The 19,828-nt window shown below is 68.3% G+C and carries 17 protein-coding genes; all 17 read left to right on the top strand.

The features are described 5' to 3' along the window. Position 1: 1 nt before the first annotated feature. The 17 genes from ACQPZ4_RS48065 (at position 2) to rplB (ending at position 19,828) form a co-directional block, all read left to right on the top strand. Positions 2-727: an ATP-binding cassette domain-containing protein gene (locus ACQPZ4_RS48065; RefSeq protein WP_433052495.1), complete on the top strand. Its 726-nt coding sequence runs from the start codon at positions 2-4 to the stop codon at positions 725-727. Next, the gene (locus tag ACQPZ4_RS48060; protein WP_433052492.1) at positions 724-1,413 is read left to right on the top strand and encodes a hypothetical protein; all 690 of its coding nucleotides are present in this window, start codon (positions 724-726) and stop codon (positions 1,411-1,413) included. Before ACQPZ4_RS48065 ends, ACQPZ4_RS48060 begins: the two co-directional genes overlap by 4 nt. Before the next feature lie 241 nt (positions 1,414-1,654). Next, entirely contained in the window at positions 1,655-2,203 is a 549-nt protein-coding gene (rplJ, locus tag ACQPZ4_RS48055; RefSeq protein WP_433052489.1) for a 50S ribosomal protein L10, read from the top strand. A gap of 46 nt (positions 2,204-2,249) precedes the next feature. Then, positions 2,250-2,633 (top strand): 50S ribosomal protein L7/L12, encoded by a 384-nt coding sequence (gene rplL, locus ACQPZ4_RS48050; protein ID WP_433052486.1) that lies wholly within the window; start codon positions 2,250-2,252, stop codon positions 2,631-2,633. Positions 2,634-3,160: 527 nt separating this feature from the next. Beyond that, entirely contained in the window at positions 3,161-6,586 is a 3,426-nt protein-coding gene (locus tag ACQPZ4_RS48045) for a DNA-directed RNA polymerase subunit beta (RefSeq protein WP_433052483.1), read from the top strand. A 91-nt stretch (positions 6,587-6,677) separates the two neighbouring features. Continuing rightward, positions 6,678-10,565: a DNA-directed RNA polymerase subunit beta' gene (locus tag ACQPZ4_RS48040; RefSeq protein WP_433052480.1), complete on the top strand. Its 3,888-nt coding sequence runs from the start codon at positions 6,678-6,680 to the stop codon at positions 10,563-10,565. Positions 10,566-10,995: 430 nt separating this feature from the next. Next, complete coding sequence (locus ACQPZ4_RS48035) at positions 10,996-11,331, top strand: hypothetical protein (protein WP_433052477.1); 336 nt, start codon at positions 10,996-10,998, stop codon at positions 11,329-11,331. Beyond that, a complete protein-coding gene (locus tag ACQPZ4_RS48030; RefSeq protein ID WP_433052474.1) occupies positions 11,332-11,835 on the top strand; it encodes a hypothetical protein in 504 nt (167 codons plus the stop codon). A gap of 534 nt (positions 11,836-12,369) precedes the next feature. Continuing rightward, positions 12,370-12,744: a 30S ribosomal protein S12 gene (gene rpsL / locus ACQPZ4_RS48025; protein ID WP_033357671.1), complete on the top strand. Its 375-nt coding sequence runs from the start codon at positions 12,370-12,372 to the stop codon at positions 12,742-12,744. A gap of 1 nt (position 12,745) precedes the next feature. Then, entirely contained in the window at positions 12,746-13,216 is a 471-nt protein-coding gene (gene rpsG, locus ACQPZ4_RS48020; RefSeq protein ID WP_426508124.1) for a 30S ribosomal protein S7, read from the top strand. Positions 13,217-13,263: 47 nt separating this feature from the next. Then, positions 13,264-15,363 carry an elongation factor G gene (gene fusA / locus ACQPZ4_RS48015; protein WP_433052469.1) on the top strand — a complete coding sequence of 700 codons (2,100 nt, stop codon included), beginning with the start codon at positions 13,264-13,266 and terminating at the stop codon, positions 15,361-15,363. A 131-nt stretch (positions 15,364-15,494) separates the two neighbouring features. Continuing rightward, a complete protein-coding gene (tuf, locus tag ACQPZ4_RS48010) occupies positions 15,495-16,688 on the top strand; it encodes an elongation factor Tu (RefSeq protein ID WP_433052466.1) in 1,194 nt (397 codons plus the stop codon). Positions 16,689-17,012: 324 nt separating this feature from the next. Further along, complete coding sequence (gene rpsJ / locus ACQPZ4_RS48005; RefSeq protein WP_018347762.1) at positions 17,013-17,321, top strand: 30S ribosomal protein S10; 309 nt, start codon at positions 17,013-17,015, stop codon at positions 17,319-17,321. A gap of 12 nt (positions 17,322-17,333) precedes the next feature. Next, on the top strand, positions 17,334-18,005 hold the full coding sequence (gene rplC / locus ACQPZ4_RS48000) for a 50S ribosomal protein L3 (RefSeq protein ID WP_433052463.1): 672 nt from the start codon (positions 17,334-17,336) through the stop codon (positions 18,003-18,005). Further along, positions 18,002-18,670 carry a 50S ribosomal protein L4 gene (gene rplD / locus ACQPZ4_RS47995; protein ID WP_433052460.1) on the top strand — a complete coding sequence of 223 codons (669 nt, stop codon included), beginning with the start codon at positions 18,002-18,004 and terminating at the stop codon, positions 18,668-18,670. Before rplC ends, rplD begins: the two co-directional genes overlap by 4 nt. A gap of 3 nt (positions 18,671-18,673) precedes the next feature. After that, positions 18,674-18,976 (top strand): 50S ribosomal protein L23, encoded by a 303-nt coding sequence (gene rplW / locus ACQPZ4_RS47990; RefSeq protein ID WP_354756605.1) that lies wholly within the window; start codon positions 18,674-18,676, stop codon positions 18,974-18,976. 12 nt (positions 18,977-18,988) lie between these two features. Continuing rightward, positions 18,989-19,828 carry a 50S ribosomal protein L2 gene (rplB, locus tag ACQPZ4_RS47985; protein WP_433052456.1) on the top strand — a complete coding sequence of 280 codons (840 nt, stop codon included), beginning with the start codon at positions 18,989-18,991 and terminating at the stop codon, positions 19,826-19,828.

Here is a 19,828-nt window from a genome sequence, read left to right as displayed (position 1 = left end):
GGTGCGTTTCCAGGACGTGTGGTTTCGATACGGCCGCCGCGCACCCTGGACGCTGCGGGGCGTCGACCTGAGCCTCGAGCCGGGTGAGACCGCGGTGGTGACCGGCCCCAACGGATCGGGCAAGTCCACGCTGCTGCAGCTTGCCGCGGGTGTACTGCGACCCGGGCGCGGCCTGGTCACGCAGCGCCCGGCGATCGTCGGCTGGGTCCCCGAGCGCTTCCCGGCGGACCAGCCGTTCACGGCGCGCGGCCACCTGCGGCACATGGCGGCCATCCACGGCCTGGACGGGCGGGCGGACATCGAGCGGTGGGCCCGCCGCCTGCACTTCGAGCACTTCCTCGACGTCCGGCTCGGCCGGCTGTCGAAGGGCTCGGCCCAGAAGGTCGGCCTGGTCCAGGCGCTGCTCGCCCCGCCCGGCCTGCTGGTGCTCGACGAGCCCTGGGAGGGCCTGGACGCCCAGACCCGCGAGCAGGTCCCCGCGATCGTCGCCGAGGTCGTCGGGCGCGGCGGCTCGGTGCTGGTCAGCGATCACCTGGGCGAGGTCGCGCGGCTGCCGGGCGCCCGCCGCTGGCACGTGCGCGACGGCGAGGTGCACGCGGGCGACCGGCCGGCCCGCAGGAAGGTCATCGAGCTCTCCGTCGACGCGGCGGAGGCGGGCGACACCGTCGCACGATTGCGCTCGGCCGGTTTTGACATCGTCACGGTACGAGATGAGCTCCCGCTGTGACCGCCCTGATCCGCATGCGCCTGGCGGGCTTCGTGCAGACCGGCCGCGCCGCCGCACCCGTGCTGGCGGCTCTGGTGGTGCTCTCCATCCTGTACGGCGGCGGCCAGGCCCAGGCCGGCGAGGCCTACGGCGTCTCCGCGGCCATCCTGTTCGCCGTCCTCGCCTGGCAGACCAAGATCCTCCTGGACGTCGAGCCCGACGTGCAGCGGCGCCTCGGCCGGGTCGCCGTCGGCGGGGCCGGCCGGGAGATCGCCGCCGGGCTGATCGCCGCCGTGCTGGCCGGGCTGCCCCTGGTGCTCATCGCCATGGTGCTGCCGTGGCTGGTCGGCGGCGTGACCACCCCGAAGGCGGGCGACCCTTCGCTGGCCTCCGGCATCGCCATGGGGCTCTGGGCCCACCTGCTGCTCCTGCTGCCCGCCGTGGCCCTGGGCGGCCTGGCCAGCCGGGCGGTGACCGTGCAGGCGGCCCGCGGGCTGGCCGTGCTGGTGGCCGGCCTCGTCTTCACGATCGTGTTCGGCCTCAAGAGCTTCCCGGTGCCCTGGCTGGCCCCGCCGGTGATGGCCGCGGCGCGCGACACGGTGGGCGCGGCGCACCTGCCCACCCTGGTGATGACGACCCTCTGGGGTGCGGCATGGAGCGCCGCATTCACCGCGATATACGCAAAAATCCGTACAGAACGCGCGTGATTTGGCGATCACCGAAATTGTCACGTAGTGTGTCAGCTGCAAACCCGAAGACCGCTGGTCATGTCCGCGTGAGCGGACATCGAAGGTCCCGCCGCAATGCGGGCGACCCGCGCAGGGCCGCGAAACAGGTGTGAATGCCGGCGCGATCATGTGCCGTCCTCCGCTCCGAGCGCCCCTGCGCCCGGGGCGTTTTTCATTGCTCGGGGCCTGATCAGCACCGAAGCAACGAGAGAGGAGGGACATGGCGGACAAGCCGGTTCGAGACGACAAGGCCTCGGCAGTCGCGGAGCTCACCGAGCACTTCCGGGGCTCCTCGGCCACCGTGCTGACCGAGTACCGCGGCCTCACCGTGGCGCAGCTGAAGAATCTGCGCCGCAGCCTGGGCCGCGAGACCACGTACGCCGTCGCGAAGAACACGCTCGCGAAGCGTGCCGCGACGGATGCGGGCATCAGCGGGCTCGACGATTTGTTCTCCGGTCCTACCGCGCTCGCCTTCGTCGGCGGCGACCCGGTGGAGGCGGCCAAGAGCCTCCGCGAGTTCGCGAAGGCCAACCCGATGCTGGTCATCAAGGGTGGCGTCTTCGAGGGCAAGGCCATCAGCGCGGACGAGGTCCGTCGCCTGGCCGACCTGGAGTCCCGTGAGGTGCTGCTGGCGAAGCTGGCCGGCGCCATGAAGGGCAACCTGAGCAAGGCCGCGGCGCTGTTCCAGGCTCCGCTGTCCAAGGCGGTCCGCACCGCCCAGGCTCTGGTCGACAAGCGCGCGCAGGAAGCCGGTGGCGAGGCCGAGTAATTCCGGCCTGCCCCGAAAAATCAAACTTTTGAGAGGAAACGCCACCATGGCGAAGCTGAGCACCGACGAACTCCTGGACGCGTTCAAGGAGATGACGCTGATCGAGCTCTCCGAGTTCGTGAAGCAGTTCGAAGAGGTCTTCGAGGTCACCGCGGCCGCCCCGGTCGCCGTCGCCGGCGCTGCCGGCCCGGCCGCCGCCGCGCCCGAGGTCGAGGAGAAGACCGAGTTCGACGTCATCCTGGAGGGTGACGGCGGCAAGAAGATCCAGGTCATCAAGGTCGTGCGCGAGCTGACCGGCCTGGGCCTCAAGGAGGCCAAGGACCTCGTCGAGGCCGCGCCGAAGGCCGTCCTCGAGAAGGCCAACAAGGACGCCGCCGACAAGGCCAAGGCGAAGCTCGAGGCCGAGGGCGCCAAGGTTACCCTCAAGTAACTTAGCTCCGGGCACGTGGACGGCCGCCGGACTCCGGCGGCCGTCTTTTTTGTCAGCGAGATGTAAGGACCCCAAGATCTAGGGGGCCGACCACAACACTTAGTGGTCGGTGTGCGAGATATCTGTCACGAAGCCCCGACGCGCGTGGGAACCCTTGACGCGGTGACCGGCGGGCAGGCACGCTAATCAGGCACTGCCTTCCGCGGACGCGGCGGCCGAGCGGACCGACCTGATGTGCCCCGATCCTTCTTGGACTCGGCTCCGAGCGCATCGACAGGAAACCGCAGGCCACGACCGACGCGAGCGGCTCGGCCGGTGGCGAAACGATCTTGCGAAAAGGTCGTTGGAAACATCGTGCACGATGCCGCTGGACAGCGGTGAGCCTCTCGGCTACACTGCTAGTTTGCGCTGTCTTCTGACTTCACCTTCGGCGTGAGGTGCCTCTTCGTGGGCTCCTCCACATCGGAGGTCGTCAGGCTGCACGCGAAACGGCCTGTCTGCAACACCGGTCCTCGGAAGGACGCATCTTGGCAGCTTCCCGCCCTGCGAAGACCAGTTCGAGCGCTTACGCTCCCCGCCGGGTCTCCTTCGGCAGGATCACCGAACACCTAGAGGTTCCCAACCTCCTTGCCATCCAAACCGACTCGTTCGATTGGCTGGTTGGCAACGAGAATTGGCAGAGCCGCTCGGCCGGTGATCAGCACGCCCGTTCAGGGCTCGCGGAGATCCTCGAAGAGATCAGTCCTATTGAGGACTTCTCCGGAACGATGTCACTGTCGTTCTCCGCTCCGCGCTTCGACGAGGTCAAGGCCCCGATCGAGGAGTGCAAGGAGAAGGACCTCACCTACTGCGCCCCGCTGTTCGTGACCGCGGAGTTCACCAACCACACCACTGGCGAGATCAAGAGCCAGACGGTGTTCATGGGTGACTTCCCGATGATGACGCCCAAGGGCACTTTCATCATCAACGGCACCGAGCGCGTCGTGGTGAGCCAGCTTGTCCGCTCCCCGGGCGTGTACTTCGACAAGCAGCCGGACAAGACCTCCGACCGCGACCTCACCAGCGTCAAGGTCATCCCGAGCCGGGGTGCCTGGCTGGAGTTCGACATCGACAAGCGCGACACCGTTGGTGTCCGCATCGACCGCAAGCGTCGGCAGGCGGTCTCCGTCCTGCTCAAGGCCATCGGCTGGTCCGCCGAGCGCATCCGTGAGAAGTTCGGCTGGTCCGAGCTCATGATGACCACGCTCGAGAAGGACCACATCGCCGGCCAGGACGAGGCGCTGCTGGACATCTACCGCAAGCTGCGGCCGGGTGAGCCGCCGACGCGGGAGAACGCGCAGAACCTCCTCGACAACCTGTTCTTCAACCCGAAGCGGTACGACGTCGCCAAGGTTGGCCGATACAAGTTCAACAAGAAGCTCGAAGTCGGCGTCCCGATGCACCAGGGCGTTCTGACCGAAGAGGACATCGTCGCCACGGTCGAGTACCTCTGCCGCCTGCACACTGGCGAAGAGGGCTACGAGGCCGACGACATCGACCACTTCGGCAACCGTCGCCTGCGCACGGTCGGCGAGCTCATCCAGAACCAGGTCCGCGTGGGCCTGTCCCGGATGGAGCGCGTCGTCCGCGAGCGCATGACGACCCAGGACGTCGAGGCGATCACGCCGCAGACCCTGATCAACATCCGTCCCGTCGTGGCGGCGATCAAGGAGTTCTTCGGCACCTCCCAGCTGTCGCAGTTCATGGACCAGACCAACCCGCTGGCGGGCCTGACCCACCGGCGCCGGCTGAGCGCGCTCGGCCCGGGTGGTCTGTCCCGTGAGCGGGCCGGCTTCGAGGTCCGTGACGTGCACCCGTCGCACTACGGCCGCATGTGCCCGATCGAGACCCCTGAGGGTCCCAACATCGGTCTCATCGGCGCGCTCTCGACGTTCGCGCGGGTCAACCCGTTCGGCTTCGTCGAGACGCCCTACCGCAAGGTCGTCGACGGCAAGGTGACCGACCAGATCGACTACCTGACCGCGGACGAGGAGGACCGGTACGTCAAGGCGCAGGCCAACGCTCCCCTGAAGAGCGACGGCAACTTCGCCGAGGACCGGATCCTGGTTCGCCGGAAGGGCGGCGAGGTCGACAACGTCCCCGCCGACCAGGTCGACTACATGGACGTGTCGCCGCGGCAGATGACCTCGGTCGCGACCGCGATGATCCCGTTCCTCGAGCACGACGACGCCAACCGGGCACTGATGGGCGCGAACATGCAGCGCCAGGCCGTGCCGCTGGTCAAGGCGGAGTCGCCGCTGGTCGGCACCGGCATGGAGTACCGTGCCGCGGTCGACGCCGGCGACGTGGTCGTGGCCGAGGTCGGCGGGGTCGTCGAGGACATGTGCGCCGACTACGTCACCATCCACCAGGACGACGGCCACCGCCGCACCTACCTGCTGCACAAGTTCCGCCGCTCCAACTCCGGCTCCTGCGTCAACCAGAAGCCGGTGATCTTCGAGGGCGACCGGGTCGAGGCGGGGCAGGTCATCGCCGACGGCCCGTGCACCGACGAGGGCGAGATGGCACTCGGGCGCAACCTGCTCGTGGCCTTCATGCCCTGGGAGGGGCACAACTACGAAGACGCGATCATCCTGTCCCAGAAGCTGGTGCAGAACGACGTCCTCACCTCGATCCACATCGAGGAGCACGAGGTCGACGCGCGCGACACCAAGCTGGGGCCGGAGGAGATCACCCGCGACATCCCGAACGTCAGCGAGGAAATGCTCGCCGACCTCGACGAGCGGGGGATCATCCGGATCGGCGCCGAGGTCGTCACCGGCGACATCCTCGTCGGCAAGGTCACGCCCAAGGGTGAGACCGAGCTGACCCCGGAGGAGCGGCTGCTGCGCGCGATCTTCGGTGAGAAGGCCCGCGAGGTCCGCGACACCAGCCTCAAGGTGCCGCACGGCGAGACCGGCACGGTCATCGGCGTGCGGACGTTCAGCCGCGAGGACGGCGACGAGCTGTCCCCGGGCGTGAACGAGCTGGTGCGCGTCTACGTGGCCCAGAAGCGGAAGATCCAGGACGGCGACAAGCTCGCCGGCCGGCACGGCAACAAGGGTGTCATCTCCAAGATCCTGCCCGTCGAGGACATGCCGTTCCTCGAGGACGGGACGCCGGTCGACATCGTCCTCAACCCGCTCGGCGTGCCGAGCCGTATGAACATCGGCCAGGTCCTGGAGACCCACCTCGGGTGGGTGGCCAAGACCGGTTGGAAGATCGACGGCGACGAACACGAGTGGCAGCGCGCCCTGAAGTCCATCAACGCGGGGGAGTCCGAGGCGGACACCAACGTGGCGACCCCGGTCTTCGACGGCGCCAAGGAAGAGGAGATCGCCGGCCTGCTGAGCAGCACGCTGCCCAACCGGGACGGCAAGCAGCTCATCGGGGCCAGCGGCAAGGCGCAGCTGTTCGACGGCCGCTCCGGCGAGCCGCTGCCCGACCCGATCGCCGTCGGCTACATCTACATCCTGAAGCTGAACCACCTGGTCGACGACAAGATCCACGCCCGGTCCACCGGTCCGTACTCCATGATCACGCAGCAGCCGCTGGGTGGTAAGGCGCAGTTCGGTGGCCAGCGCTTCGGTGAGATGGAGTGCTGGGCGATGCAGGCCTACGGCGCGGCCTACGCGCTGCAGGAGCTGCTGACGATCAAGTCCGACGACGTCCTTGGCCGCGTCAAGGTCTACGAGGCGATCGTCAAGGGCGAGAACATCCCCGAGCCGGGCATCCCGGAGTCCTTCAAGGTGCTCCTCAAGGAGCTGCAGTCGCTGTGCCTGAACGTCGAGGTGCTCTCCAGCGACGGTGTGGCCCTCGAGATGCGCGAGACGGACGACGAGGTGTTCCGCGCCGCCGAGGAGTTGGGCATCGACCTCTCGCGGCGCGAGCCGAGCAGCGTCGAGGAAGTTTGATTCGCAGGTGATGCCCCTCGTAGCCACGGGGGGCATCACCGCCGCGACCTAGCAATTACCCGAGCAACTGAATCGTGAGGACATAGACGAAGTGCTCGACGTCAACTACTTCGACGAGCTCCGCATCGGCCTGGCCACAGCCGACGACATTCGGCAGTGGTCCCACGGCGAGGTCAAGAAGCCCGAGACGATCAACTACCGCACCCTGAAGCCGGAGAAGGACGGGCTCTTCTGCGAGAAGATCTTCGGCCCCACCCGGGACTGGGAGTGCTACTGCGGTAAGTACAAGCGGGTCCGCTTCAAGGGCATCATCTGCGAGCGCTGCGGCGTCGAGGTGACCCGGGCGAAGGTCCGCCGTGAGCGCATGGGCCACATCGAGCTCGCCGCGCCGGTCACGCACATCTGGTACTTCAAGGGTGTGCCCAGCCGCCTCGGCTACCTGCTCGACCTGGCGCCGAAGGACCTCGAGAAGATCATCTACTTCGCGTCGTACGTGATCACCAGCGTCGACAAGGAGGCTCGCCACCGCGACCTGGCCACCCTCGAGAACGAGGTGTCGGCCGAGAAGCGGCAGGCGGAGAACGCGCGCGACTCCGAGATCGAGAAGCGGGCCGCCAAGCTGGAGCAGGACCTGGCCGAGCTCGAGGCCGAGGGTGCGAAGGCCGACGTGCGCCGCAAGGTCAAGGAGGCCGGCGAGCGCGAGATGCGGCAGATCCGCGACCGCGCGCAGCGTGAGATCGACCGCCTCGACGAGGTCATGGACACGTTCCGCAAGCTGGAGCGCAAGAACCTCATCACCGACGAGCTGCTCTACCGCGAGCTGCGCGACCGGTTCGGTGAGTACTTCAACGGCGCCATGGGTGCCGAGGCGATCAAGGCTCTGCTGGAGAACCTGGACCTCGACGACGAGGCCGAGCTGCTGCGCGAGACCATTCGCAGCGGCAAGGGCCAGCGCAAGATCCGGGCCCTCAAGCGCCTCAAGGTCGTCGCGGCGTTCCTCAACACCGCCAACTCGCCGCTGGGCATGGTGCTGGACTGCGTCCCGGTCATCCCGCCGGACCTGCGCCCGATGGTGCAGCTCGACGGTGGCCGCTTCGCCACCAGCGACCTCAACGACCTGTACCGCCGGGTGATCAACCGCAACAACCGGCTCAAGCGCCTGATCGACCTGGGCGCCCCCGAGATCATCGTCAACAACGAGAAGCGGATGCTGCAGGAGGCCGTCGACGCGCTGTTCGACAACGGCCGCCGCGGTCGTCCCGTCACCGGCCCGGGCAACCGGCCGCTGAAGTCGCTGTCCGACATGCTCAAGGGCAAGCAGGGTCGCTTCCGGCAGAACCTGCTGGGCAAGCGCGTCGACTACTCCGGCCGTTCGGTCATCGTCGTCGGCCCGCAGCTCAAGCTGCACCAGTGCGGCCTGCCCAAGCAGATGGCCCTGGAGCTGTTCAAGCCGTTCGTGATGAAGCGCCTGGTGGACCTCAACCACGCGCAGAACATCAAGTCGGCCAAGCGCATGGTCGAGCGTCAGCGCCCGGTCGTGTGGGACGTGCTGGAGGAGGTCATCGCGGAGCACCCGGTGCTGCTCAACCGCGCGCCGACCCTGCACCGCCTGGGCATCCAGGCCTTCGAGCCGCAGCTGGTCGAGGGCAAGGCGATCCAGATCCACCCGCTCGTCTGCACCGCCTTCAACGCCGACTTCGACGGCGACCAGATGGCCGTGCACGTGCCGCTGTCCGCGGAGGCGCAGGCCGAGGCCCGCATCCTCATGCTGTCCAGCAACAACATCCTCAAGCCGGCCGACGGCAAGCCGGTCACCATGCCCACCCAGGACATGGTCATCGGCCTGTACCACCTCTCGCACATCCAGAAGAACCTGCTGGGTGAGGGGCGGACCTTCAGCTCCGACGCCGAGGCGCGGATGGCGTTCGACAACGGCGAGCTGCACCTGCAGGCGCCGGTGCGGATCCGGCTGAAGGACATCGTCGGCGTCGACAACGGCGCCGGTGCGCAGCCGTGGGAGGCGCCGGAGGGCTGGCAGCCGGGCGAGCCGGTGATCGTCGAGACGACGCTCGGGCGCGTGCTGTTCAACGAGGCGCTCCCCGTGGGGTACCGCTTCGTGAACTACGAGATCCGCAAGGGTCAGCTCTCGGCGATCGTCAACGACCTCGCCGAGCGGTTCCCGAAGGTCTCCCTCGCGGCCGCCCTGGACGCGTTGAAGATGGCCGGCTTCCACTGGGCCACCTGGTCCGGCGTCACCATCGGCATGGAGGACGTCATCCAGCCGCCTCGTAAGCGCGAGATCCTCGAGCGCTACGAGAAGGAGGCCGAGCGGATCGACAAGCAGTACCAGCGTGGTCTCATGACCGCCGAGGAGCGCCGCGGCGAGCTCATCGAGATCTGGACCAAGGCGACCGGCGAGGTGGCCAAGGAGATGGAGAGCGCGCTGCCGCGCGAGAACCCGTTGTGGAAGATGATCAACTCGGGTGCCCGCGGTAACCTCCTCCAGCTCCGCCAGATCGCCGCGATCCGTGGCCTGGTGGCCAACCCGAAGGGCGAGATCATCCCGCGGCCGATCAAGGCCAGCTACCGGGAGGGTCTGTCCGTGCTGGAGTACTTCATCTCCACCCACGGTGCCCGCAAGGGTCTGGCCGACACCGCGCTGCGGACCGCCGACTCGGGTTACCTGACCCGTCGTCTGGTCGACGTCTCGCAGGACGTCATCATCCGCGAAGAGGACTGCGGCACCGACCGCGCCATCCCGATGGCGGTCGGCGAGCTCGACAACGGCGTCATGCGCATCCACGTCCACGCGGAGACCGGTGTGCACGCCCGCACCCTGGCCGACGACGTGCGTGACCCGGACGGCCGCATGGTCGCCGAGCGCGGCACGGACATCAACTCGATGGTGGTCGACCAGCTGGTCGCGGCCAACGTGGAGACGGTCCGGGTCCGCAGCGTGCTCACCTGCGAGTCGAAGCTCGGCGTCTGTGGCGCCTGCTACGGCCGGTCGCTGCCCACGGGCAAGACGGTCGACGTCGGCGAGGCGGTCGGCATCATCGCCGCCCAGTCCATCGGCGAGCCGGGCACGCAGCTGACGATGCGTACCTTCCACACCGGTGGTGTCGCGGGTGAGGACATCACCCAGGGTCTGCCCCGTGTTACGGAGATCTTCGAGGCCCGCGTGCCGAAGGGTAAGGCGCCCATCGCCGACACCCCCGGCCGCGTGCGCATCGAGGACGGCGAGCGGATGCGGAAGATCATCATCGTGCCGGACGACGGCAGCGACGAGATCGTCCACGACAAGCTCAGCCGCCGCGTCAAGCTGCGGATCCAGGACGGCGAGCACGTCGAGGTGGGCGAGAAGCTCACCGAGGGCACGATCGACCCGCACGAGCTGCTGCGCATCATGGGTCCCCGGGCGGTGCAGGTGCACCTGACGTCCGAGGTCCAGGAGGTGTACCGCTCGCAGGGCGTGCTCATCCACGACAAGCACATCGAGATCATCATCCGCCAGATGCTCAAGCGGGTGACGGTCATCGACTCCGGCTCGACCGAGTTCCTGCCGGGCGTGCTCGTCGACCGCGCGATGTTCGAGGCGGAGAACCGCCGCGTCGTCGCCGAGGGCGGTGAGCCGGCCGCTGGTCGTCCGGTGCTCATGGGCATCACCAAGGCGTCGCTGGCGACGGAGTCGTGGCTGTCCGCGGCCTCGTTCCAGGAGACGACCAGGGTGCTGACCGATGCCGCGATCCACGCGCGCAGCGACTCGCTGATCGGTCTGAAGGAGAACGTCATCATCGGCAAGCTCATCCCGGCGGGTACTGGCATCAGCAAGTACCGCAGCATCCGGGTCGAGCCGACCGAGGAGGCGAAGGCGAAGGTCTACTCGATGACCGGCTACCCGGAGGCCGACTACGGCTTCGGGCCCGCGAGTGGCCAGGCCGTCCCGCTGGACGACTTCGACCTGGGCTCCTTCCGGTAACGAGCACGGCGCAAGGCAACAAGGGGCGGGGACCTTCCGGGGTCCCCGCCCCTTCGCCGTGGACCCTCGCGGAGCCGAGCACCGCGCCGGATTGGAGCCGGAGCCCCACGGCGGACCAGAGCCGAGTCCCGGACCGGAGCTGAGCTCCGGACCGGAGCCGAGCCCCGCGGCGGACCGGACCGAGCACCGCGCCGGACCGGACCGAGCACCGCGCCGGACCGGACCGAGCACCGCGCCGGACCGGACCGAGCACCGCGCCGGACCGGACCGAGCACCGCGCCGGACCGGACCGAGCACCGCGCCGGACCGGACCGAGCACCGCGCCGGACCGGACCGAGCACCGCGCCGGACCGGACCGAGCACCGCGCCGGACCGAAGCGGTGCACGGCACCGGAAGGAGCCGGCGCCGTTCACCGGATAGAGTCGACTCGTGACGTCATCGAGCCGGCATCCGCTGGACCCGGACCCCGTCCGGGCGACCAAGGCCACCGCCGTGTTCGGGCTGGGCCTGCTGTCGGTCGTCACCGGGCCGTTCCTCGGCGGGGTGATCCCGGCGACGCTGGCGCTGCTCATGGCCCGCGAGTCGCGGGGAGAGCTGGTCGCCGCGGAGGGCTTCCTGCTCGGCTCCCGGCGCCTGCGCAGCGGCGTGCGGCTCGCCTGGACCGGGATCGTGCTCGCCATCGCCGGCCTGGTCGTGCTCACGATCATCGGCCTGCTGCACTACGCCCGCCAGCGCGGCACCGACTTCGACTCGACGGTGAACTAGATGTCGTACCCGCCGTATCAGCCGCAGCCGCCCGGTTACGGCCCGCCGCCTCCCGCCTACGGCCAGCCGCAGCCCATGTACCCGCAGCCGATGGCCCCGCCGTCGCCCGCACTGGCCCCGGCCATGCGCGTGGACGCCGTGCAGGGCACCCCGTTCGGGGTCGCCTACCCGTCCGTGGCGGCCACGCCCAGCGGCCCCTCCATCGGCTCCCTGATCGCGGGCATCGCCTCGATCCTGGTCGCGCTGTTCGCCATGTGCCTGGGCTTCACCGGCGCCTCTGAGGGCTGGGGCCTGGCGGCCGCCGGCGCGTTCACCGTCCTGGGTGTCTTTCTGGGCGCCGGAGCGGCCGGGCTGGGCCTCGCCGCCACCCGCCAGATCCGCCGGGCCGCGGGCACCGGGGTCAAGGTCAGCGGCCGGGGCATGGCGATCACCGGGATGATCCTGGGCGGCGTCGGCGGCGGCCTCGCGGTGCTGGTCATCCTGCTCACGTTCATCGTGAGCTGAGCCCGGAGCGCAGGCCAGAGCGCCGGGCGCGAGCAGGTAGGTCCCTCGCGAGCTGAGCCCGAAGCGCAGCCCGAAGCGCAGCCCGGAGCGCCGCGCGAGAGCACGCACGTCCCTCGTGAGCTGAACTCGAAGCGCAGCCCGAAGCGGCCCGGGACGCCAGGCGCGAGCAAGGGCGGACGGGTGCGAATCCGGGCAGTTGAGCACGGGAAACGGGCCCCCCGGACACTTCGATCCGCGACCAGGTACTCTTGGTGTGAAGAGTGTTCCGTCGGCGGGCGCCTAGGGCGATTTTGACCAGCGTCCTTACGGTGGGTACTCTTTCCCCTCGTGCCCGGCATTGCCGGGCAACTCGTGCGTGCGCCCACATCGGCCCCGCTCCGCGGGAGTGAGGGTGGGTGCGGACCACAACCCCGGGCTGGGATCAATCGGGCCGGGCCGCGGAACGGGCGACACGCCCGACCGCGGGTGCCGGTCACGCCGGGAGACAGAAGAGAAGACGTTGCGGCCGCGAGGCCGAAGGGAGAGGCAGGCCCAGTGCCTACGATCCAGCAGCTGGTCCGCAAGGGCCGCCAGGCGAAGCTGAGCAAGACCAAGACGCCGGCGCTCAAGGGAAGCCCGCAGCGGCGGGGCGTCTGCACGCGTGTGTACACCACCACGCCGAAGAAGCCCAACTCGGCGCTTCGCAAGGTGGCCCGTGTGCGACTGAGCAACGGCATCGAGGTGACGGCCTACATCCCCGGTGTCGGTCACAACCTTCAGGAGCACTCGATCGTGCTGGTCCGTGGCGGCCGTGTGAAGGACCTGCCCGGCGTCCGGTACAAGATCATCCGTGGTTCGCTGGACACCCAGGGTGTCCGCAACCGCAAGCAGGCCCGCAGCCGTTACGGCGCGAAGAAGGAGAAGAGCTGACATGCCGCGTAAAGGCCCCGCGCCGCGCCGGCCGCTCGTGGCGGACCCGGTCTACAACTCGCTGCTCGTCACCCAGCTGATCAACAAGATCCTGGTCGAGGGCAAGCGTCAGCTTGCTGAGCGCATCGTGTACACCGCGCTCGAAGGCGCCCGCGAGAAGACCGGCACCGACCCCGTGGTGACGCTCAAGCGCGCCATGGACAACGTGAAGCCGACCCTCGAGGTTCGCAGCCGCCGTGTCGGTGGCGCGACCTACCAGGTGCCGGTCGAGGTGCGCCCTCCCCGGGCGACGACGCTGGGCCTGCGCTGGCTGGTCACCTACTCCCGCGCCCGTCGCGAGAAGACCATGACCGAGCGGCTCATGAACGAGCTGCTGGACGCCAGCAACGGTCTCGGTGCTTCGGTGAAGCGCCGCGAGGACACCCACAAGATGGCGGAGTCCAACAAGGCCTTCGCGCACTACCGCTGGTAAGCGTCGCTTCTCAGCACATCCGACGAGAGACGAAGTAGGGATTTGTAGTGGCTGCCGCAGACGCCGCCCTCGCCAAGGTCCGCAACATCGGCATCATGGCGCACATCGACGCCGGTAAGACGACGACGACCGAGCGCATCCTCTTCTACACCGGCATCACGTACAAGATCGGCGAGGTCCACGAGGGCGCGGCGGTCATGGACTGGATGGAGCAGGAGCAGGAGCGCGGCATCACCATCACCTCCGCCGCCACGAAGTGCGAGTGGAAGGGCCACACGATCCAGATCATCGACACGCCCGGCCACGTCGACTTCACGGTCGAGGTCGAGCGGTCGCTGCGCGTCCTGGACGGTGCGGTGGCGGTCTACGACGGCGTCGCCGGCGTGGAGCCGCAGACCGAGAACGTCTGGCGGCAGGCGGACAAGTACAACGTCCCGCGTATGTGCTTCGTCAACAAGCTGGACCGGACCGGGGCCGACTTCTTCCGCTGCGTGCAGATGATGGTCGACCGGCTCAACGCCACCCCGCTGGTGCTGCAGATTCCGATCGGCCTCGAGGGCGACCACATCGGCGTCGTCGACCTGCTGGAGATGCGCGCGCTGACCTGGCGCGGCGAGACCCAGAAGGGCGAGGACTACGCGATCGAGGAGATCCCGGCGGACCTGGTCGAGCAGGCCAACGAGTACCGGGACAAGCTCCTCGAGACGCTCGCCGAGACCGACGACGACATCATGGTCCGCTACCTCGACGGCGACACCTTCGACGTCAAGGAGCTCAAGACCGCGATCCGCAAGGCGACGATCGCCGGCAAGCTCAACCCGGTCGTGTGCGGCTCGGCGTTCAAGAACAAGGGCGTTCAGCCCATGCTCGACGCCGTGGTCGAGTTCCTGCCGTCGCCGCTGGACATTCCGGCGGTCGAGGGCGTGGCGACCGACGGCGAGACCCCGCTGCTGCGCAAGCCGTCGAACAGCGAGCCCTTCTCCGCGCTGGCCTTCAAGATCCAGACGGACAAGCACCTCGGCAAGCTGACCTACGTGCGCATCTACTCCGGCACGCTCGAATCCGGCGCCCAGGTGGTCAACTCCACCAAGGACCGCAAGGAGCGGATCGGCAAGATCTACCAGATGCACGCGAACAAGCGTGAAGAGCGTCCCAGCGCCCAGGCGGGGGACATCATCGCCGTGCAGGGTCTCAAGCAGACCACCACCGGCGACACGCTGTGTGACCCGGCCAACCCGGTCATCCTCGAGTCGATGACGTTCCCGGAGCCGGTCATTCAGGTGGCCATCGAGCCGAAGAGCAAGGCCGACCAGGAGAAGCTGGGCACCGCCATTCAGCGCCTGGCCGAGGAGGACCCGACCTTCCGCGTCAAGAACGACGAGGAGACCGGCCAGACGATCATCGCCGGGATGGGCGAGCTCCACCTCGACATCCTGGTCGACCGCATGCGCCGCGAGTTCAGCGTCGAGGCCAACATCGGCAAGCCGCAGGTGGCCTACCGCGAGACCATCAAGGGCACTGTGGACAAGATCGACTATGTCCACAAGAAGCAGACCGGTGGCTCGGGGCAGTACGCGAAGGTCATCGTCAAGCTCGAGCCGCTGGAGATGTCGGCGGACGGCGCGACCTACGAGTTCGTCAACGCGGTCTCGGGCGGGCGCATCCCGAAGGAGTTCATTCCTTCGGTGGACGCCGGCGCGCAGGACGCGATGCAGTACGGCGTGCTGGCCGGGTACCCGATGGTGGGCGTGAAGCTGACGCTGCTGGACGGCCAGTACCACGAGGTCGACTCGTCGGAGATGGCGTTCAAGATCGCCGGCTCGATGGTGATGAAGGAGGCGGCGCGCCGCGCCACTCCGACGCTCCTCGAGCCGCTGATGGCCGTCGAGGTCACCACTCCGGAAGAGAACATGGGCGACGTCATCGGCGACCTCAACTCCCGGCGTGGCACCATCCAGGCGATGGAGGAGCGTGGCGGCGCCCGTGTCGTCCGCGCCACCGTGCCGTTGTCGGAGATGTTCGGCTACGTCGGCGACCTGCGGTCGAAGACGCAGGGCCGGGCGAGCTACTCGATGCAGTTCGACTCCTACGCCGAGGTTCCCGCGAACGTGGCGAAGGAGATCATCGCGAAGGCAACCGGCGAGTAAAGCCGCCGGTATTGGCCGTGAGGCTGAGTCAGCGGGGCTGAGGCTTAGGCCGCCAGACCCAAGTCGACAGGGTGCGTCGGCGCTTCCAGCGTCGGCGCACCGTGAACCAAGAAGTCCACAGGAGGACACCAGTGGCGAAGGCGAAGTTCGAGCGGACTAAGCCGCACGTCAACATCGGCACCATCGGTCACATCGACCACGGTAAGACGACGCTGACGGCGGCCATTACCAAGGTGCTGCACGACCGCATGCCGGACGTGAACCCGTACACGCCGTTCGACGAGATCGACAAGGCGCCGGAGGAGAAGGCCCGCGGCATCACGATCTCGATCGCGCACGTCGAGTACCAGACCGAGGCCCGGCACTACGCGCACGTCGACTGCCCGGGTCACGCCGACTACATCAAGAACATGATCACCGGTGCCGCGCAGATGGACGGCGCGATCCTGGTGGTGGCGGCGACCGACGGCCCGATGCCGCAGACCCGCGAGCACGTGCTGCTGGCCCGCCAGGTCGGTGTGCCGTACATCGTCGTGGCGCTCAACAAGAGCGACATGGTCGACGACGAGGAGCTCCTCGAGCTCGTCGAGCTCGAGGTCCGTGAGCTGCTGTCGAGCCAGGAGTTCCCGGGCGACGACGCTCCCGTCGTGCGCGTCTCGGCGCTCAAGGCCCTCGAGGGCGACCAGAAGTGGTCGGACGCTCTCATGGAGCTCATGACCGCCGTCGACACCGCGATCCCGCAGCCCGAGCGCGAGACCGAGAAGCCGTTCCTCATGCCCGTCGAGGACGTCTTCACGATCACCGGTCGTGGCACGGTCGTGACCGGTCGTGTCGAGCGCGGCATCCTCAAGCCGAACGAGGAAGTCGAGATCGTCGGCATCAAGGCCAAGTCGATGAAGACCACCTGCACCGCCATCGAGATGTTCCGCAAGATCCTCGACGAGGCGCGCGCCGGTGAGAACGTCGGCCTGCTCCTGCGCGGTATCAAGCGCGAGGACGTCGAGCGCGGCATGGTCGTGGTGAAGCCGGGCAGCAACACCCCGCACACCGAGTTCGAGGCGACCGTCTACATCCTCTCCAAGGAGGAGGGTGGCCGGCACACCCCGTTCTTCCAGAACTACCGGCCGCAGTTCTACTTCCGCACCACGGACGTCACCGGCGTCGTCACGCTGCCCGAGGGCACCGAGATGGTCATGCCGGGCGACAACACCAGCATGGCGGTGCAGCTCATCCAGCCCATCGCGATGGAGGAGAACCTCCGCTTCGCGATCCGCGAGGGTGGCCGTACCGTCGGCGCCGGCCGCGTGACGAAGATCATCAAGTAGCACCAGAGGTACCCCGATTTCACTTTGTCGCGATGCTTGCGGCATAATGGACGGGTTGCGTCGCGGGGCGGTCGAGACTGCTCGTTGAACAGTCTCGACCGCTTCTGCGCGGCGTCGGTCCACTGGACCGGCGCGGATCCCCTCGACGGGCGTGGCACGCCCTGGGGTCGGTCTCCATAGCGGGAAATCGCATATGGCGGAGCCTGGCCCTTGGCCGCGACACGCCCGACCGCGGGGGTCGGACAAACACATTAGGCGGCACCGGACCCTTCGGGGTTTGGCGGGGTTGCGAAGCCCCGCATGAGAGAGGGAACTGAAGCCACCATGGCGGGACAGAAGATCCGCATCCGGCTCAAGGCCTACGACCACGAGGTCGTCGACTCCTCGGCGCGGAAGATCGTCGAGACGGTCACGCGCACCGGGGCTCAGGTCGCTGGGCCGGTGCCGCTGCCCACTGAGATCAACCGCTACTGCGTGATCCGCTCGCCGCACAAGTACAAGGACTCGCGCGAGCACTTCGAGATGCGCACGCACAAGCGTCTGATCGACATCATCGACCCCACGCCGAAGACCGTCGACTCGCTCATGCGGCTCGACCTGCCGGCCGGTGTCGACATCGAGATCAAGCTGTAGGGACTCGGACTTATGGACAGGCAAGTCAAGGGCATCCTGGGTGAGAAGCTCGGCATGACCCAGGTCTGGGACAACGGCAAGGTTGTCCCGGTGACCGTGGTGCAGGCCGGCCCGTGCGTCGTGACCCAGGTGCGCACGCCCGACAACGACGGGTACTCGGCGGTTCAGCTCGCGTGGGGGCAGATCGACCCGCGCAAGGTCAACAAGCCGCGCGCCGGCCACTTCGCCAAGGCGGACGTCGCGCCGCGGCGGCACATCGTGGAGCTGCGGACCTCCGACGCCGGCGAGTACTCGCTCGGCCAGGAGATCAGCGCCGACACCTTCGCCGCCGGCCAGCGCATCGACGTGACCGGCCGCACCAAGGGCAAGGGTTACGCCGGTGTCATGAAGCGGCACGGCTTCCACGGCCTGCGGGCCAGCCACGGTGTCGAGCGCAAGCACCGCTCGCCCGGCTCCATCGGCGCCTGCGCGACCCCGGGTCGCGTGTTCAAGGGTGTCCGCATGGCCGGTCGCATGGGTGGCGCGCGCTTCACCGTGCAGAACGTCACCGTTCAGGCGGTCGACGCCGAGCAGGGCCTGATCCTGGTCCGGGGCGCCGTCCCCGGCCCGAAGGGCAGCCTCGTGCTCCTGCGCAGCGCGGCCAAGATCGAGACGAAGGCGCAGAAGGGCGGGATCACCAAATGACCTCCGTCGACGTTCGTAAGGCCGACGGCACCACCAACGGCTCCGTCGAGCTCCCCGACGACATCTTCGACGCCCAGGCCAGCATCCCGCTGATGCACCAGGTCGTCGTCGCGCAGCTCAACGCCGCGCGGCAGGGCACGCACAAGGCGAAGTCCCGCGGCGAGGTCGCCGGCGGTGGCAAGAAGCCTTACAAGCAGAAGGGCACCGGTCGCGCCCGCCAGGGCTCGATCCGCGCGCCGCAGTTCACCGGTGGTGGCGTGGTCCACGGCCCCGTGCCGCGCGACTACACCCAGCGGGTGAACAAGAAGATGAAGGCCGCCGCCCTGCGCGGTGCGCTGTCGGACCGTGCCCGCGAGGGCCGCGTCCACGTCGTCGAGACCTTCATCGAGGGCGAGACGCCGAAGACCAAGGACGCGCTCGCCGCGCTGCGCGGCATCACCGAGGCCCGCCGGGTGCTCGTGGTGCTCGCCCGCGACGACGAGGCCAACTGGCTCAGCCTGCGCAACGAGCAGTCGGTCCACCTGCTGGTGGCCGACCAGCTCAACACCCATGACGTGCTCGTCGCCGACGACGTGGTGTTCACCACCGCGGCGCTGGACGAGTTCCTCGGGGTGCCGGCCGAGTCGGGCGCAAGCGCCGACGCCGACAGCAACGAGGAGGGCTGAGCCATGGCGACGATCGCCGACCCGCGGGACGTGATCATCCAGCCGGTGGTCTCGGAGAAGAGCTACAGCGAGCTCAACCGCAACTGGTACACGTTCCTGGTGCACCCGGACGCCAACAAGACCGAGATCAAGATCGCGATCCAGCAGATCTTCAACGTCCGCGTCCTGACGGTCAACACCATCAACCGCGAAGGCAAGCGCAAGCGGACCCGCACGGGTTGGGGCAAGCGCAAGGACACGAAGCGGGCAATGGTGAAGCTCGCCGAGGGTGACCGGATCGAAGCCTTCGGCGGACCGGTCAGCTGAGGGGTATAGACGATGGCTATCCGTAAATACAAGCCGACGACGCCCGGTCGTCGTGGCTCGAGCGTTTCCGACTTCGCCGAGATCACCCGATCGACGCCCGAGAAGTCGCTCCTCGTGCCGCTGCCGAACAAGGGCGGCCGCAACGTCCACGGGCGGGTCACCGCTCGGCACCAGGGCGGCGGGCACAAGCGCCAGTACCGGTTGATCGACTTCCGGCGTGCGGACAAGGACGGGATTCCCGCCAAGGTCGCGCACATCGAGTACGACCCCAACCGCACCGCGCGCATCGCCCTGCTGCACTACGCCGACGGCGAGAAGCGCTACATCATCGCCCCGAAGGACCTCAAGCAGGGCGACGCGGTCGAGGCCGGTGCCGGCGCTGACATCAAGCCCGGCAACAACCTGCCGCTGCGCAACATCCCGGTCGGCACCACCGTGCACGCGGTGGAGCTGCGCCCGGGTGGCGGCGCCAAGCTGGCCCGCTCGGCCGGCGTCGGCATTCAGCTGCTCGGCCGCGAGGACCAGTACGCCACGCTGCGTATGCCCTCGGGTGAGATCCGGCGCGTCGACGTGCACTGCCGTGCCACCGTCGGCGAGATCGGCAACGCCGACCAGTCGAACATCAACTGGGGCAAGGCCGGCCGTATGCGGTGGAAGGGCAAGCGCCCGACCGTCCGTGGTGTCGCGATGAACCCCATCGACCACCCGCACGGTGGTGGTGAGGGTAAGACCTCGGGTGGTCGCCACCCGGTCAACCCGAAGGGCAAGCCGGAGGGCCGTACGCGGCGCAAGGGCCAGCCGAGCGACCGTCTCATCGTCCGTCGGCGTTACGCCACCCGGAAGCGCGGCTAA

This window comes from Dactylosporangium sp. CS-033363, assembly GCF_050942475.1.
In the GTDB taxonomy this organism is placed as follows: Bacteria; Actinomycetota; Actinomycetes; order Mycobacteriales; family Micromonosporaceae; genus Dactylosporangium.
Note: the sequence above shows the minus strand (reverse complement) of the source record. Positions and strands in the feature narration are given on the sequence as shown.